Annotated in this window: 13 protein-coding genes; 6 read left to right on the top strand and 7 right to left on the bottom strand. The window is 71.3% G+C overall.

The genetic code is table 11. The annotated features are described in order from the left end of the window. Nucleotides 1-195: 195 nt before the first annotated feature. The 4 genes from J2S46_RS01015 to J2S46_RS01000 all read left to right on the top strand — a co-directional run bounded on the left by J2S46_RS01015 (nt 196) and on the right by J2S46_RS01000 (nt 2680). A complete protein-coding gene (locus tag J2S46_RS01015) occupies nt 196-576 on the top strand; it encodes a TipAS antibiotic-recognition domain-containing protein (RefSeq protein WP_191294133.1) in 381 nt (126 codons plus the stop codon). Nucleotides 577-1184: 608 nt separating this feature from the next. Continuing rightward, nucleotides 1185-1487 carry a hypothetical protein gene (locus J2S46_RS01010; RefSeq protein WP_191294134.1) on the top strand — a complete coding sequence of 101 codons (303 nt, stop codon included), beginning with the start codon at nt 1185-1187 and terminating at the stop codon, nt 1485-1487. Nucleotides 1488-1782: 295 nt separating this feature from the next. Then, nucleotides 1783-2403, top strand: coding sequence for a hypothetical protein (locus tag J2S46_RS01005; protein ID WP_191294135.1), 621 nt, complete (start codon nt 1783-1785; stop codon nt 2401-2403). A gap of 94 nt (nt 2404-2497) precedes the next feature. Then, a complete protein-coding gene (locus J2S46_RS01000; RefSeq protein WP_191294136.1) occupies nt 2498-2680 on the top strand; it encodes a hypothetical protein in 183 nt (60 codons plus the stop codon). Between the two features lie 608 nt (nt 2681-3288). Here the strand turns inward: J2S46_RS01000 and J2S46_RS00995 are convergent. The 6 genes from J2S46_RS00995 to J2S46_RS00970 all read right to left on the bottom strand — a co-directional run bounded on the left by J2S46_RS00995 (nt 3289) and on the right by J2S46_RS00970 (nt 10777). Further along, nucleotides 3289-3891 carry a hypothetical protein gene (locus J2S46_RS00995; protein WP_191294137.1) on the bottom strand — a complete coding sequence of 201 codons (603 nt, stop codon included), beginning with the start codon at nt 3889-3891 and terminating at the stop codon, nt 3289-3291. Between the two features lie 449 nt (nt 3892-4340). Further along, nucleotides 4341-6053 (bottom strand): PKD domain-containing protein, encoded by a 1713-nt coding sequence (locus J2S46_RS00990; RefSeq protein ID WP_191294138.1) that lies wholly within the window; start codon nt 6051-6053, stop codon nt 4341-4343. A gap of 64 nt (nt 6054-6117) precedes the next feature. Further along, complete coding sequence (locus J2S46_RS00985) at nt 6118-6537, bottom strand: hypothetical protein (RefSeq protein ID WP_191294139.1); 420 nt, start codon at nt 6535-6537, stop codon at nt 6118-6120. 217 nt (nt 6538-6754) lie between these two features. Next, nucleotides 6755-7009: a hypothetical protein gene (locus tag J2S46_RS00980; RefSeq protein WP_191294140.1), complete on the bottom strand. Its 255-nt coding sequence runs from the start codon at nt 7007-7009 to the stop codon at nt 6755-6757. 107 nt (nt 7010-7116) lie between these two features. After that, nucleotides 7117-7866 carry a hypothetical protein gene (locus J2S46_RS00975; protein WP_191294141.1) on the bottom strand — a complete coding sequence of 250 codons (750 nt, stop codon included), beginning with the start codon at nt 7864-7866 and terminating at the stop codon, nt 7117-7119. A 193-nt stretch (nt 7867-8059) separates the two neighbouring features. Continuing rightward, nucleotides 8060-10777: a helix-turn-helix transcriptional regulator gene (locus tag J2S46_RS00970; RefSeq protein ID WP_229913348.1), complete on the bottom strand. Its 2718-nt coding sequence runs from the start codon at nt 10775-10777 to the stop codon at nt 8060-8062. Between the two features lie 202 nt (nt 10778-10979). Between J2S46_RS00970 and J2S46_RS00965 the strand changes: the two genes are divergently transcribed. After that, entirely contained in the window at nt 10980-13181 is a 2202-nt protein-coding gene (locus J2S46_RS00965) for a M4 family metallopeptidase (RefSeq protein ID WP_191294143.1), read from the top strand. 203 nt (nt 13182-13384) lie between these two features. Here J2S46_RS00965 and J2S46_RS00960 read toward each other — a convergent pair whose 3' ends face one another. Next, nucleotides 13385-13894 (bottom strand): transposase, encoded by a 510-nt coding sequence (locus J2S46_RS00960; RefSeq protein WP_191294165.1) that lies wholly within the window; start codon nt 13892-13894, stop codon nt 13385-13387. 156 nt (nt 13895-14050) lie between these two features. Between J2S46_RS00960 and J2S46_RS00955 the strand changes: the two genes are divergently transcribed. After that, nucleotides 14051-14794: a hypothetical protein gene (locus J2S46_RS00955; protein ID WP_191294144.1), complete on the top strand. Its 744-nt coding sequence runs from the start codon at nt 14051-14053 to the stop codon at nt 14792-14794. Nucleotides 14795-15270 lie beyond the last annotated feature (476 nt).

Here is a 15270-nt window from a genome sequence, read left to right as displayed (position 1 = left end):
CCCGCTGCCGGTTTCCTACGTCCGCCCCAGGAACGGGATGTCCCCCAAGGAAACGACTTTGGCGGCACGCGGAGACTCCTCCGGCTGCCCATTTTTGACGAATCGACCGATCCGCTCAACAAAACAGGTTGCCGATCCGGTGGGCCTGTGTCACTGTTCCGCCTGGATTGACAGTCGGACAAGAGAATTGGTGCCATGGGGAATCAGTACGAGGAAGAGTGTCGTCGGTCGTTGGCCGAAGAGCAGGCGAAGAGCCTCGCCGAGACCAACAACTGGGACCACGTCGACAGGCCTCAGGTCCACCAGGACTGGGACGTGCTGTACCGGGAGATCGCGGCCTGCCTGGACGGCTCCCTGCCTGGGGACTCCCGGATCCAGGAGCTCGTCGGTCGGCATTTCGGCATAGCCTGCCGATTCTACGCCCCCAGTACGCAAGCATACGTCGGGATGGCACTCTTCTACGCGGAGGACGACGCCATGAGGGAGTTTCACAACTCGTACCATCCCAGGATGGTGGAATTCCTGGGTGAGGCGATGAGGATTTTCGCCGAACGGCGAGCCGGCTTCACCTCGTAGTACTCGAGCCGCAGATCGTGATCCTGCCCGTTGACAGAGCAGGGCTTCGGCGTTGCGTGAGTCCTCCCTCCGGTTCGTGACGGTCTGTTCGCCACCCGCAGCCGGACGGCCCCGGGCTCTCGGCCTCTGCGATCAAGGCGCTGCGAGCGATGGGGCCGGCCGCCGCCCCGGCCGCCCCGCTCGCCTCGGCCGTCCGCGCCTGCCACACGCTGGGCTCCCCGGACAGCTTGGTGGGTGGTCATCACTGCCGCGTGCGTCGGAGCGGACCGCGAGGCAGCCCTGCGACTCGTCCGCGGCGGACGACCAGCATGGTGGGCGGCCGGATCCCGAGGGGACCGGCGCCAATCGGCCTGGTTGCCGTCGGGCGGGACGGGTCGAAGCCGGTGGGTGCCGTCGTTCCGGTGCGAGCTTCGGAATCTGGGCGTTCGGCGGCGGGGCGGCCCCACCGCCGTATTGCGACCGCGCCCCGTGCGCCCGGGGTCTTCGTGCCTGCGGGGGCGAGAGGCCCCGCAACCGGGTGTGCCCAATGGGCGTCCGTATCTCCTGGCAACGATGGTGATCGTGTTGTCAGGGTGCAGCTACTTTCCGTACGACCTTTGCCGGGGGGCATGGTGGCGCAGGGAACGTTTCGGGTCGAGGCCGATCAGTTGGACGGTCTGGGGCGCGGGTTGGACGAGGCGGTCGCCAGCATGGGGGGCGCGATTTCGGCGCTGACGGGGACCCAGCCGCGGGCGGTGGGACACCAGGCGCCGGAGTTCGCCTGCGGCGGGTTCGGAGAAGGCTGGTCGTTCGGGCTCCAGCAGCTCGGCGAGACCCTGAAAGCCCTCGGCGGCGGCCTGCAGGTATCGCCGAAGGGCTACCGGCAGGCGGACGAGGCGGTACGCAGGGTGATGTCCGGGCAGGTGTCCTGATGGCCGGATTCCCCGGGCTCGCTGCGGCGGTATCGCGCGACCGGGCGGGTTTCGAGGGGATCGGCTTCGATCCCGCTCCGCGGGATGCCGAGCGGGTCGAGGCGCTGGCGGCCCGGCTGCGGCAGGCGGCGAAGGAGATCGACGACACCCGCCGGATCGTGGCTCGAGCAGTTCCTACCCCGCAGCGAACGGCAGTTTGCCGAAGCCCTGGCCGGGGGACTCCTCGGCATCGGCTTGGAGAACGCGTGGAGGGACGGTTCCAAGGCCGACCAGGCCGCCGAGGACGGTGGCTGAGGTGATGGACCACTCCGCGCTGGCCCGTCGCCTGGACGGCAGGAACGCCGAGGTCGTGGTCAGGAGCTTCTGCCGGGGGCCCGAGCTGGCGCAGCAGATCTGGGCGGCGGGCCTGTACGGGTACCGGCTGGAGCGCCACGACCCCGGCGTGATGCCCGGCCTGGCCGGCCCACGCCTGCACTTCGTCCTCGATCCGGATCCGGCCGCGCAGCAGCGGGCCGCCTGGATGCGCCGTCCGGACCTGCATCCCGGCGTCCTTGCCCCGGCGCGATGGGGAACGAACCGGGTGGGGGAGTGGCCGCCGGTGTGGACGCCGCCGGGCTGGCCGGCCGGTCACGGCCCGCTGCCGCCGGGGGACGCCGACCTGCCGCCCACGCCGTCGATCGTGCCGTGGCGCACCAGACTGAGCCCGGGCAACATCGTCCTCCTGGCCGGCTTCGTGGTGCTCGTCCGGGTGCTGGCCGCGCTCGGACTCACCCGAAGCGGCCGGGCGGTGGCATTCGCCGCCTGGGACATTGGCACCGCGCTCCTGGTGGCCGCGCTGCTCGCAGGGGCACTGGTCGCCCGGCGGGTCCGCAACCGCGCCCGCAGCGAACTCGACCACCGGACGCCCGGCACCTGACGGCTCCCGCCCACCCGGCCGCCAGCACCACAACACCCGGTCTCAGGCCCGGCGCGGGCCACCGTGCCCTGCTCGCCCACGCGCCGAACCGGCCTTGCCGGCGTACGAGGCACTGGCCCAGCGCCTGGGCCAGGCCGCCACCGACATGCCCGCCGGGCAACGCCGCGCCATCACCGCAACCTACGCACGGACCTCGAGCGCCATGACCGACGCGGGAGCCGTCGGGTCCGGCAGCTGCGCGGGCACCATCGACGGCCACCTCTCCACGCCACGCTGACACTCACCGAGATCGCGACCGGTGACGACACCGCCGGGGCGGTTTCTTCGAAGACGCCCTGGCTGGTGCGCATCCGTCCGCCGTCCAGGTACGCGACGTGGGTGGTTCCTTGCGGGGGCAGAGGCCATGAGGTGTCGGGGTGGGTGGCGGTGTGGATCCACGGTGGCGTGGGTGTCCAGATGTCCAAGGTGTGCTCCACCAGGGTCGGGGGTGTGCTGCCAGGTTGCCCGGTGTTCGTGTTGCCGGAGTTGGCCCCACGGTAGTCAGCGCCTGTCCGTGTCCGTCCCGCTCACTCCGTTCCCGGCCCGTCTGGTTGCCGCTCCAGCTCGCCTTGCCTGCCGTCCCGTCACTTTGCTGCACCGTGCCGGGTCCAGCCGGCCGCCCTCGACGGGGTGCCGGCCCGGCCCGGCCCGGCCCGGCCCGGCCCGTCCCGGTCCCGGCCCCGCCGTTCCGGCCCGGGCCCGTCGGCGCTGCTTCCCGCTCCCGGTCTGGTTGCCCGCCGGTGGCACCGGGGTCGGTGTGCGGGCGAGGTCGAGGCGGCGATCGCCCGGCTGTTCGGCAGCCCGAATCCGCCTCACCCGTTCGTGTGTCAGGGGTGTGGGGAATCGTCAGGCTTTCGGGCTGGTGGTGCAGGTCGCGATCCGGTGTGCGAGGCCGTCGTAGGCGACGGGGTCGCCGCAGATCCTTTGGACGGTGGCGAGTCCGAGGCTGGCCTGTGCGGTGGCTTCCACGGGGGTGCGGGGGGCGATGTAGAAGTGCCACTGGCCGACGTCGAGGGGGTCGTAGTCGGCGTGGGTGCGCGCGGTGTGGACGGCGAAGACGTAGACGTCGGCGTTGTACGACTGCTCGGGCGAGCGGCCGCTCTCGGGGGTCCAGGTGCGTCCTCGCAGCCGGGAGAAGCGGATGTCGGACAGCCGGGCTTGTCCCCAGGCCTGGAGGTAGGCGCTGGTCTTGACCTCGATCCTCAGCCCTGAGGGCGCGAGGACGTCGAAGCTCTCCCATTCCGTGTTGCGGTTCACCGCGCCGACAGCGCGGTGGACCAGGAATTCGGCGAGCAGACCACGGGTCGTGTTGGTCCGCAGGTCGGGCATGGCGTAGCGCCAGAAGTCGAGCACCGTGCCCGCGTTCGAGCCTTGGAAGGGCTCGCCGCCGTCGAGTGGCGTCGGTTCACAGGGAGCGTGCCGGTCAGCGGCGGTGGATCCAGAGGGCATTCGCCCAGCCTGCCATGCGTGCAGGACCCGACAAGTCCGGCCTGCACATGGCCGCAGGTGACGTGGGGACAGGCCGGTCGTGGACCCCGAGCTTGCCGTCGTCCTCGCCGGCCTTTCGCCGGTGGCCGGGTGTTGGATTATGCATGCGACGAAGTACACCGGGGCGCACGCCGTCTCCGGCGTCTCCTCCCCCCGACTGCCCGCTGCCCGCTGCTCGCCGAAGGCACCGGCGGCAGGACCAGGGGCGTGGGTGGGTCGTCGTCCCGATTGCCGGTGGTGCCGGGACCGCTGTCGCGCGGTCCCGGCACCAGCGGTACTACCAACACCACCGGCACTACCAACACCACCGGCACCCTTCGGTTTCCGAAGGCCGTCCGGAAGAGGCCACCTGACCGGCCCGCGGCCGGGATCGCCTCCAGCTCGGTGCGGGCACCGGCACGGACGGGACGTCAGGACCGGTCGTACATGCCGACCAGGTCGACGATCAGGTCGGTCGGCTCCCAGCCCAGGTTCCAGATGTCGACGTACTCCACGTTCCTGAAGTCCGCCTGGACCAGGTTGGAGACGGTGGCGCCCTTGGTCCAGTTCAGCACCGAGGAGTCCGGCGGAGTCGGGCGGGCGCCGCCCAGGTTGCCGGGCTCCGGAGCGACCGCGAGGTGGCCGCTGCCCTGCGGGTTGGTCACCGTCGTGTTCAGGACGAGGGCTTCCAGCGCCCTGCCGGACGTCCATACCCCTTCGCGGTTGAAATTCCGGCCGGAGAGCGGCCCCCAGGGCCGGGAGTCGTACAACCGCCGGGGCTCCTCCGGCAGGTAGGCGGCCTTGCCGTCCGCGCTGTAGTAGCCGGTGACGTCCACGATGACGTCCGCTGCGCCCCAGGCGCCGTTGCGGACGGAGATCCGGCCGTCGGGGCCTACCGGCACGATCACCGCGTTGGCGACCGTCTGCCCGGTGGTGAAGTTCAGGTTCGACGTGGCCGACGGCTGAAGGCCGCTCGGCGACACAGTCAGGTGGCCGGGGCCCTTCGGGTCGGTGACCGTCACGTTGAGCGCGACGGCCGCGACGCCCTGGGCCGGCAGTCCGCCCTGGCCGGCGACCTGCAGGGCGAAGGAGCTCTGCCCGGCGACCTGGCCCTGGGCGGTGCCCCTGCCCTCGCGGGTGTCGCCGATCCGGGACGGCTTCACGGAGGTGTACCCGTTGGCCGCGGACCTGCTGAACCAGCCGGTCACATCGGCGAGCAGGTCCACCGGGCTGCCGCTGCGGTTGGCCAGCTCGACGTACCCGTCCGCACCGACCGGCACGATCGCCAGGGTCGGCACGGTCTGCCCGGCCGTGAAGTTCACGTTCGAGGTGGTCGGCTGCTTCGAACCGGAGGCGTACGCGATGACGTGCCCGTCGACCGCGGTGTTGGTGGCGGTGATGTTCAGGGCCACCGACGTCACCCCCGCCGGGATGTCGCCGTTGCCGGCGATCTTCACCCGGGCCGTGGCGTACGGGGCGACCGCTCCGGCGGCCGGGGCTCCGGTGCCGTCGCGGGTGTCCAGCAGCCGGGTGGGCGAGTACGGGGTGAACTCGGAGCCGTCCACGACCTGCTCGAAGACGGTGAGGGCGGTCAGCTTACTGATCGCCTCGGTCGCCGTGACCGTGACCTTGTGGGAACCGACCTCGGCGAAGGTGTGGTTGAGGAACCTCACCTCGCTGAGGAGGCCGACATCAGAGGAGGTGCTGCCGTCACCCCAGTCGACCTGGTAGGTGACGACTCCCTGGGTCAGGTCAGTGCTGACGCCTACCGCCATCCCCATACCGTGCGCGTTGCGGTTGGACCGACCGGTGGAGACCTGGAAGTACGGCTGCTCGGCCGAACCAGCGGGCGGACCCGACGTGGCGGACGCGTCCGGCGCTGCGGACCGGGCGCCCTCCTTGGCCTTGGCGGCCGCGGCGTTCCCCGCGGCGATGTCCTTCGCCACGGCATCTCGCGCGGCCTTCTCTGCGGCGGTGTCCTCGGCGCTCCGCGCGGAGGTGCCCGCCGAGGGCGCGCCCTTCCCGGCCCCTGCGGCCGGGGTGGTGGCACTCGCACCCGTGCCGGGAGCAGTCGACGGACCCGCCGCCTGCGCCGTGGCGGGTATGAAGCCGACGACTGCCGCGACGACGGCAGCAGAGATCATGACACGGTGACGGTACACCGGCCCCCCAATTCCTGAACTCGTTCAAAGCTCTTGATCACGAAGCTTATCCCACCGAAGGTTCGCACCCCACTCTTACGGAGGAACACTGCTGTTGTTCGCCGCCAAAGCCGTGCTCTGTCATCAGGATCCGTGCTTCCGCTGCTACCGGGGTGCCGGCGCAGGCACCCTGTCCGATGAGGATGAGGTAGCGGTGCGGCTCGTGTTCAAGCTGCTCGGCCAGGTCGAGTACTTCTGCTGCGGCCTCGGCCTCGGGAGCTGAAGCGCTGTCGATCAGCGCCTCCAGCTCAGGGGCCAGGAGTCGCATCTGCGACTTGTCGAACCAGGTGTCGTCATAGGGGTCGACGTGGCAGAGCATCGGCAAGGCCAAAGTCGCGGCTCGTCGGCACAGGTCACCGAGCGCCGGATGGGTGCAAGCTGTCAGGGTCTCTCCGGAGGAGGTCCGCACGTTCAGGCCGATCGGCATGCCACCACCGTGGTGCCGGCCACTTCGGGCAGCGACATCGTTTCCGGAGGGCGGCGGTGGGTCATAGCCACTCGTTGATGACGGCGATGGCAACCGTGGCCTCGTGGCGGACCGCCAGCTTGATGCCCCTGCGGATGTCACTTGGCTGACGCTGGGGCTGGAGTGGGCTTCCTGGCTGAGGTGATGAGTCGGTAGATCTCGCGGGCGACGTAGCGTGTCAGGCACCTATGGCTTCGTGGCGGGTCTTGCCTTCCGGCGCTGCCGCAGGCGGACAGCTGGCGCGGTCGGCGGTGCGGTGGCCTGCACGGTGGCGGTTGTGGAGCGGCAGTGCCGCGTCGAGGGTGCCCGCGCCGGCCCGTACCGCCGCGGCGGGGTCGAACCCGGCGGCGCTGAGCAGCCCGTCCACGACGTCCGGGTCGTCAGGGACGAGAAGCGCCGGGGCCGCGCCCGAGGCCGCGCTCTCGTCGGTCATGCGCAGGGACAGGGCCGAACCGGGCCCGAGCTGCTTCCGCGCCGGCAGGGCCGAGCCGGTCGGCCTTGTCCGGCGGACCGGATGGGGATGGCTCGGCTGTTGGCGCGTCAGGCACCCCAGCGAGCGACGACGGCCTCCGCGACATCGAAGGGAGTGCCGCATTCCGCGCACTGAGCCGTGCCGAAGACGTAGGTGAGTTTGTGCGCGAGGTCGGGGTGACCGTCCGCGAGGATGCGGTTGTGGAGTCTGCCGGCCAGTCCCTTCATCACCGAAGGATCCTGCGGCCGGAGGGGGAACCGTTTGGCGGGTGGGTGGTTCATGTACATGCTGTCGATGGTCGAGAAGTAGCCGTGCTCGCCGAAGACGACATAGTTCTCGGTCTCGCAAGCGGGGCAGGGCAGTTCGTACTCTTCACCGTTGAGGCCGTCGATCTGCTCGCCCCAGACCTCGACGCCCTCGAAGCTGAGCAGCGTCCCCAACAGCTGGATGTAATTGAGGGGGTCGCCGTTCAGCCCGGGGTCCTGGAGGGCTTCCTCCGTCAGTCTGTGCAGTTCGGCGATCTCGGCCGGGTGGGACAGCAACGGGTGTTCGCTGTCGTCGGGTCGGTCGATGCCGGCGACGATGGCGCCGGCGAGGTAGAGCGGCAGCCTTCGCTCCGTCAGCGACCACCGCCGGGCCGCGCCGGCCAGGGCGGGGAGCGCTGCGTAACTGGCGGTGAAGACCGAGCCCTGATGGCACAGGCAGGACCACAGCCTGTCCCAGCAGGCATCCTTCGGATCGGGACTCATGGAATCGAGGAGTCCGGGAATGTCCTGGGCGGTGCCGTAGGCGTGGTTGAGCTGAGACCAGTCCGTCATGGGCCGATCCAAGCAAACGGCTCGGCGGCAGCGGCCGCCGGGTCCCCGGACCGGACATGCGGCAACCCGCCCGCCCCCTTGGGGTGGTTGCGGGGCCGCCATCATCAGGTCGCCGCCGGCGTGCCGGTAGATCGCGAGCGGGAGCCGTTCGTCGTGCCGGTCGCACCGGTTCGTAGGGGAACGTGGCGGCCGGTCATTCACGGGCGGGGGTGACGGTGTGTGGGAGTTGGACGCGTGAGTGCAGTCCGAGTTTCCGGTAGACGCGGGTGAGGGTCGCTTCAACCGTCTTGACGCTGACGGTGAGGGCGGCGGCGATGTCGCGGTTGCTCGCGCCGGCGGCGGCGAGTTCGGCGCAGCGCTGTTCGGCGCCGGTGAGGTGGGGGCGGGCTCTGTTGTCTGCGGGGAGGGTGTCCAGCCGGCGCAGGGTGCGCGCGGCGGCTTCGGCCCAGGGGTGTGCCTGGTGGGTGGTGAAGAGGTCGGCGGCGCTCTGGGCGGCGGTGCGGGCACTGGCGCGGCGTCGAGCGCGGCGTTCGGTGTGGCTGAGCGCCAGCAGGGTCCGGCCGCGGTCGAGGGGGAGGTGGTGGAGGTGGTCAGCCGCTTCGCCGAGGCGGTGGGCGGCGGTGTCGTAGTCGCCGCGGGCGGCTTCCAGGAGGGCCTGGGCGCGGTCGAGTCCGGGCAGGACGGAGGTTCTGCCGAGTTCGGTGGCGGTGCGGCGGGTGTCGTCCAGCAGGTCCTGGGCCTCGTCGAGGCGGCCGTGGGCGGTGAGGGTTTCGGCGAGTTCGGGGTGCCAGCGCAGGAGGGACGGGTCGCGGACCTGCTGCCGCTCCTCCAGGGCGCGCACTTCCTCCAGGGCGTCCAGGGCTTCCTTGGGGTGCCCGGTGGTCATGAGGAGGTGTCCGAGGGCGAAGAGGTTGCGGGAGAGGAAGACCTTGTTGTCCTCGTGCCGGGCGGTGTCGATGCCGCGGCGTGCGTGGGCGAGGGCGGTGTCGGTGTTCCGGGCGGCGCCTTCGACGAGGGCGGAGGTGTAGCAGGCCGGGGCGGGTGACAGGGAGGTGCGGTCGGTCAGGATCTGGGCGCGGTGGGCGTGGTCGAGGGCCCTGGTGCAGCGTCCGGCGCGCAGCTCGGCTTCGGCAAGGCTGCGCAGGATGTCCACGGTCGCTTCGGCGTCCGCTGTCCGTTCGGCTTCGACGAGCAGAGGCAGCAGCAGGGTGCGGGCCTGGTCGGGGCGGTCGTCGAAGAGGGTGTGGCGGGCGGCGAGGTGCTGGGGTGTGCCGTTGACGGGGGTGAGCGGATTGCGTGGCAGGAACAGGGCGCGGGCGAGCGTGGTCCCGGTTCCGGGGTGGCCGAGGATGCGTTGGAAGCGGGCCTGCAGGGTCAGCGCCATGGCGGTGGTGGCAGTGTCGCCCGCGGCCTCGGAGAGGGTGGCGGCCTGTTCGGCGAGGTCGCATGCCCGTTGGGGGTCACCTTCGTTGACGTTGGCCCAGAGGGACCGGCGGATGAGGATCTGCGCGGTGAGGTCCGGGTGTCCGGCTGCCGTGTGGAGGGCGTCGGCGAACAGGTGGTCCGCGTCGTCCAGGTGCTGTCCGCTCGCGTCGATGAGGGCGATGAGGGTGTCGACGCGTTGGGCGGGGCTGCTGTCGTGCTGCAGGACGAGGCGGGCAGCGGTGCGGCCGCGGGCCAGGTCGCCGTAGTGTGCGGCGTCGCGGGCCGCGGTCAGCGCCCGTTCGGTGAGCAGGGCGGTGTCCTGGGGCGGGGTGCGCTGGGCGGCGAAGAGGGAGAGTTCGGCGGCGAGCGCGTGCTCGCCGCGCCGCCGGGCGCTCACGGCGGCGCGGGCGGCGTGCTGGGCGATGCGCGGGTCGTCGGCGTCGGAGGCCAGCGCGGTGTGCCGGTCGCGGCGCAGGCCGTCGTGGCTGGCTTCGGCCAGGCGTGCGTGCAGGAGCCTGCGGGCGGTGTCCGGCAGGCGGGCGGTGAGTTCGGCGCCGATGGCGGAGGCGGTGAACCGGACCGTCCCGTCGGGCTGGTCCGTGTCGATGAGTCCGGCGGCCTCGGCCTCGGTCAGGAGGTGCTCGGCGGCCGGGCCGGCGAGGCGGCCGAGGAGCCTGCGGTCGGGCCGGTCGTCGAGTGCGGCGAAGGTCAGCAGTTCCTGGACTTCCCCCGACACGGTGCTCAGCCACTCGCCCACCAGTCGGCGGGCCGCCGGGGGAAGGACCGGGTCGTCCTCGGGACCCTGAGCGGTCGGCCCGTCGGCGGTGCGACCGCGGTCGTCGGCGAGTGCCAGGGCCAGGGCCGGATTCCCGCCGCTGCACGCATGGATCCGGGTGACCTCACGTGCGGTCGGCCGGTACAGCGCGAGCAGCGCCGCGATCTGATGGTGCGCCAGTGACGGTACGCGCACCACGTGCGCGTCCTCGCCGCTCCAGTGGCCTTCGGCCCCGGGGCGCCAGGTGCGCTCGGCGACGATGACCGGCAGGTCCGGGACCAGGCGCAGGGCCCAGCGCAGGACGGCCGCGCTGGCCGCGTCCAGCCACTGGGCGTTGTCCACCACCAGCGTCAGGGGCGGGGCCTCCCGCAGGAGGGCTGTGGTCAGTCGGCGCAGTCGCAGCGCGGGGCCGGCGCCGTCCGGGGGGCCGGGCCGGCCGGCGGCCTCGTCGAGGGCCGCTGCGAGTTCCCCCGCGGCGGGCAGCGGTTGGAGGGCCAGCGCGAGTTCGAGCAGGCCGGTCCAGGAGATGCGGGCGTCCTGCGGGCCCGGGGCCAGCCGCAGCACGGGCAGACCCAGCCGCCGCCCCAGCACCCCGGCCGTGGTGGTCTTGCCGATTCCGGGCGGACCGAACAGCACCACGCGGCGGGTGCCGGGCACGTCGTCCGGCACCACCGGCACCACGGCGCCGGCTGCTCCCTGAATTTCGCTCAACCATGTTGCGGAGTCTCGCATCGGGCCATCGTGCGCCCTCGGGGCCCCCTGCGCCAGGACAAGGGTTTTCCCTGATTTCGGCCGTCCCCCGCCTTCCCTAGCCTCATGGCCACAGCTGAGCCAACTGCTGCCGAACGCCCCCCACCCCCCAGACGGCGTCCTGCGGTCCTCTCCCCCAACCCGGCTCGGCGGAAGGAATGTCATGCCTCGCAAGAACGCCCTCGCGGCCGCCGTCGCGGCCGCCCTCGCCCTGGGCACACTGACCGTCGTGGCCACCCAGTCCACGGCTGCGGCCAGCAGTCCCTCCACCCGACCCGGCGCCGGGTCCAAGGCGATGACCGCCGACTCGCGCGCCGAGGCGATACGCACCGCCGACCGCGAGGCCGACGCCGTCGCCAAGTCCCTCGGCTTCGGCCCCGACGAGCGCCTGACGGCCAAGGACGTCCTGGTCGATACCGACGGCGCCCGGCACGTGCGCTACGACCGCACTTACCACGCCCTGCCCGTCATCGGTGGCGACCTGGTCGTCCACTACGGCAAGGACGGCAGGATCACCGGCTCGGACCAGGCGCACCAAGGCTCGCTCAAGGTGGCCGGCATCACGCCGAAGCTGACCGCGGCCGACGCCTCGGCCGCAGCCGTCAAGCACGCCAAGCACGTCAAGAACGCCAAGACCGACAGCCGGGACGGCAGCACCCTGGTGGTGTACGCGGTCGGCAAGGTGCCCGTGCTCGCCTATCGATCGACCGTCACCGGCGCGGGCGAGGGCGGCCCCGCGTCGCGGGAGGCGGTGATCGTGGACGCGGGCAGCGGCGTGCCGCTCGACCAGTACGAGCTGCACCAGAGCGTCACGGGCACGGGCAACGGCGTCACCGCCGGCCAGGTCTCGATCGAGACCACCCAGTCCGGAAGCGGCTACACCCTCACCGACGCCGCGCACGGCTCCACCATCGTCTACGACTCGTACAACAGCTCGCAGTCGACCCCGAAGCAGAACGCCCGTGCCTTCTCCAGGACCACCAACACCTGGGGCAGCGGCACCACCTCGAGTCGCGAGAGTGCCGCCGTGGACGCCTCCTACGGCCTGGCGAAGACTTGGGACTTCTACAAGGACGCCTTCAACCGCTCCGGCATACGCAACGACGGCAAGGGTGCCCCCGCTTACGTCCACGTCGACACCGGCCTGCTGAACGCCTTCTACGACGACGACTGCTTCTGCATGTTCTTCGGCGACGGCTCCTCGCAGAACAGCAACACCCCCGTCACCGCACTCGACGTGGCCGGCCACGAGATGAGCCACGGGGTCACCGCCGCCACCGCCAACCTCAACTACTCCGGCGAGTCCGGCGGCCTCAACGAGGCCAACTCCGACATCTTCGGCACCATGGTCGAGTTCTACGCCAACAACGCCGGCGACCCCGGCGACTACTACATCGGCGAGAAGCTCAACATGTCCGGCGGCTACATGCGCCGCATGGACAACCCCACCGCCGACGGCAACAGCCTGGGCTGCTGGACCTCCGGCGCCGGGTCGGTGGACGTCCACTACTCCTCCGGCATCGGCAACCACTTCTTCTACCTGGCGGCCGAGGGCACCGGCGCGAAGACCATCGGCGGACTCTCCCACAACGGCACCACCTGCAACAGCGACACCTTCAGCGGCATCGGCAGGGACAAGGCCGCCGCTGTCTGGTACCGGGCGCTGACCACCTACATGACCTCCACCACCAACTACTCCGGCGCCCGCACCGCCACCCTCCAGGCCGCCGCCGACCTCTACGGCACCAACTCCCAGGAGCGGTACCTCGTCTCCAAGGCCTGGGCCGCCGTCAGCGTCGGCACCGCCCTGCCCGCCCCGGGCACCAGCAGCCCGACCCCGAGCCCCACCCCCACCTCCACCCCCACCTCCACCCCCACCTCTAGCCCGACCCCCACCTCGAGCCCGACCTCCACCCCCACCTCGACCGGCAACGCGCTGACCAACGGCGCCTTCGAGCAGGGCACCACCGGCTGGACCCAGAGCGACGACGACATCACCAACTCCACACTGCAGGCCGCGCACGGTGGCTCCTGGTACGCCTGGATGATGGGCTACGGCACCTCCGCCGTCGAGTCCCTGTCCCAGTCGAACATCGCGGTGCCCTCCACCGGCAACCCCAAGCTCACCCTCTGGCTGCAGGTCAGCACGCAGGAGTCCGGCACCACCGCCTACGACACCCTCAAGGTCAAGGTCAACGGCACCACACTGGCCACCTACTCCAACGCCAACGCCTCCTCCGGATACGTCCAGAAGACGGTCGACCTGTCCGCCTACAAGGGCCAGAAGGTGAAGCTGGAGTTCGCCGGCACCGAGGACGCCTACCTGTCGACCGTCTTCCTGCTCGACGACATCGCCATCGGCTGACCACAAACCGCTCCACCCCCAGTACTCCCGCCGCCGGGACCGTTGTGGGACGGACCCGGCGGCGGGAACTGCCGCGTTCTTCGCACGGTGCAGCGACGAAGGCGACAGACCTGCGGTCGGCCCACCGGGGCAGGGTCGACCGCAGAAGCCACCGCGGTCGGCACGTTGCGAGGCTTCGATCGCAGGCCGCATCCGCTCGCCCGTTATCCGGTCCACAACACGCCGAATGCGCGAACCTGCCAACCCTCCCTCGTCCCGCTCCGGCGGGCCACGGCACCATCCTGCTGCGCGGCCGGCTGGTGCACCTGGCTGAACGGCTGGCCGTGGACGAGTTGCCGTACGGTGCTCGCCAGGTCGTGCTTGCGGGCGAACCACGGCACCTCGGCCGGGACCTTGTCCGCGTCGTCGGTGACGAAGGCGTTGACCATGGTGCTCAAGGAGTGCGCGGCGGCGACATGTTCGTGGACCCCGTGGACCCCGTGGACCCCGTGGACCTCGTGGACCTCGCGGGGCCGCAGGGTGAGCATGCGGGTGCCGCGGGCCGCGGTGGTGCAGCGTTCGCGTGAACGGCAGGGACGGCAGTCGGTGCCGGCGAAGGCGATCACGATGGGGTCGTGACGGTGCTGGGTGACGGGGTACCAGCCGGTGCTGGTGCGGCCTTCGGGGCGGGTGACCTGGCGGGTGTTCCGGTCGACGCGGAACGCGGCCCGCAGGAACTCTGGAGCTGCTGTGGCTCATGCGGGCGGAACCGCTGAGCCCAAGAGCCTGGTAAGGACTCTTGACAGTCGGGTGGTCCAGACCACCAGTATTGGTCCAGGCCAGAGTGCTTCAAGTCGCCGAAGTCCCCACTTTCGAAGGGAGCGCGGTCCATGACCGGACCCGTTCGCGCACCACTCCGAGCCCTGCTCGCCGGAGCCGTCACCGCCGCCGCCATCGCCGGCGTGGCGCTCACCGGCACCGTCCACGCGGCGGGCACCCCACTGCCCGCCCAGGTCTCCGCCCCGTACGTCGAGGCCCAGGCCGACGACAGCCCGTCCAGGCTCGCTTCGCAGTCGGGTGACAAGTACCCGACGGCGGCCATCCTCCAAGCCGCCACCGCCTCCTCCCCGTCGCCCTCCGCGTCGAGTGTCCAGGTGCCCGCCATCCAGGTGCAGGTCAGCCCGTCTTCGGGCACGGTGACCGCCGGCTCGTCGACCACCGCGACCGTGAGCACGGCCATCATCAACAACGGCTCGAACACGTCCATCGCGATGACGGTCAGCGGCGTTCCTGTGGGGGTCGCCGCCTCGGTCAGCCCGTCCTCGGTCAACGGGAGCTTCAGCGCCGCCCTGTCGGTGTCGACCGTGTCCACGGTCGTCCCCGGCACCTACACGCTGACGGTCAAGGGCACGCTGACCGGCACCTCGGCCACGTCCTCCGCGACCTACACGCTCACCGTGACCGGCACCGCCCCGGCGTGCTCCACCGCCTCCTGGGGCGGCACACAGGTCTACATCGGTGGCAACACCGTCTCGTGGAAGGGCCACCAGTGGAGCGCCAAGTGGTGGACGCTCGGTGAGGAGCCCGGCACCACCGGTCAGTGGGGCGTCTGGCAGGACCTCGGTACCTGCTGATCCGCACGCGTCGCCGGGCCGAGCCCCGGAATCGAGGCCCGGCCCGGCGACGCGTGCGGACTCTGCTGCTCATTTCGCTGTGGGGTGTTGGTCGGGTTCGGGATGATCACTCTGTGGGCTGCCTGGCGGTGGTGCGGCCCGGGAGCGTGGTGCGGAGTCGATGCGGCCGCCGGGGCTGCCGGAGATTCCGGCGATGACGGCCCGCCCTTCGCCCGCTCGGTAGACCAAGAGCGGCGGTGCACCAGGGCGAGGACAGGGTCCCGCTGGCCGCTGGTGGGTTCGTATCGGCGGGCACCGGGGTTGGTGAGTTCGGTGGTGTCGTCCTTACGGGGCACGGTCGCCGGCATGACGTTCGAGGTGGGGCCCTGGTGGGGCAGCTGTGGCGGGTGGCGACGCGGGCCTTGGAATGGCCGCGCTGCTGGGCGAGGCGCGGTCGGGGTCCTGGCGGTGGAGGAGGGGGTGGTGCGCGGCGGTGA

This window comes from Kitasatospora herbaricolor (genome assembly GCF_030813695.1).
In the GTDB taxonomy this organism is placed as follows: Bacteria; Actinomycetota; Actinomycetes; order Streptomycetales; family Streptomycetaceae; genus Kitasatospora; species Kitasatospora herbaricolor.
This window is presented reverse-complemented; position numbering and strand designations above follow the sequence as displayed.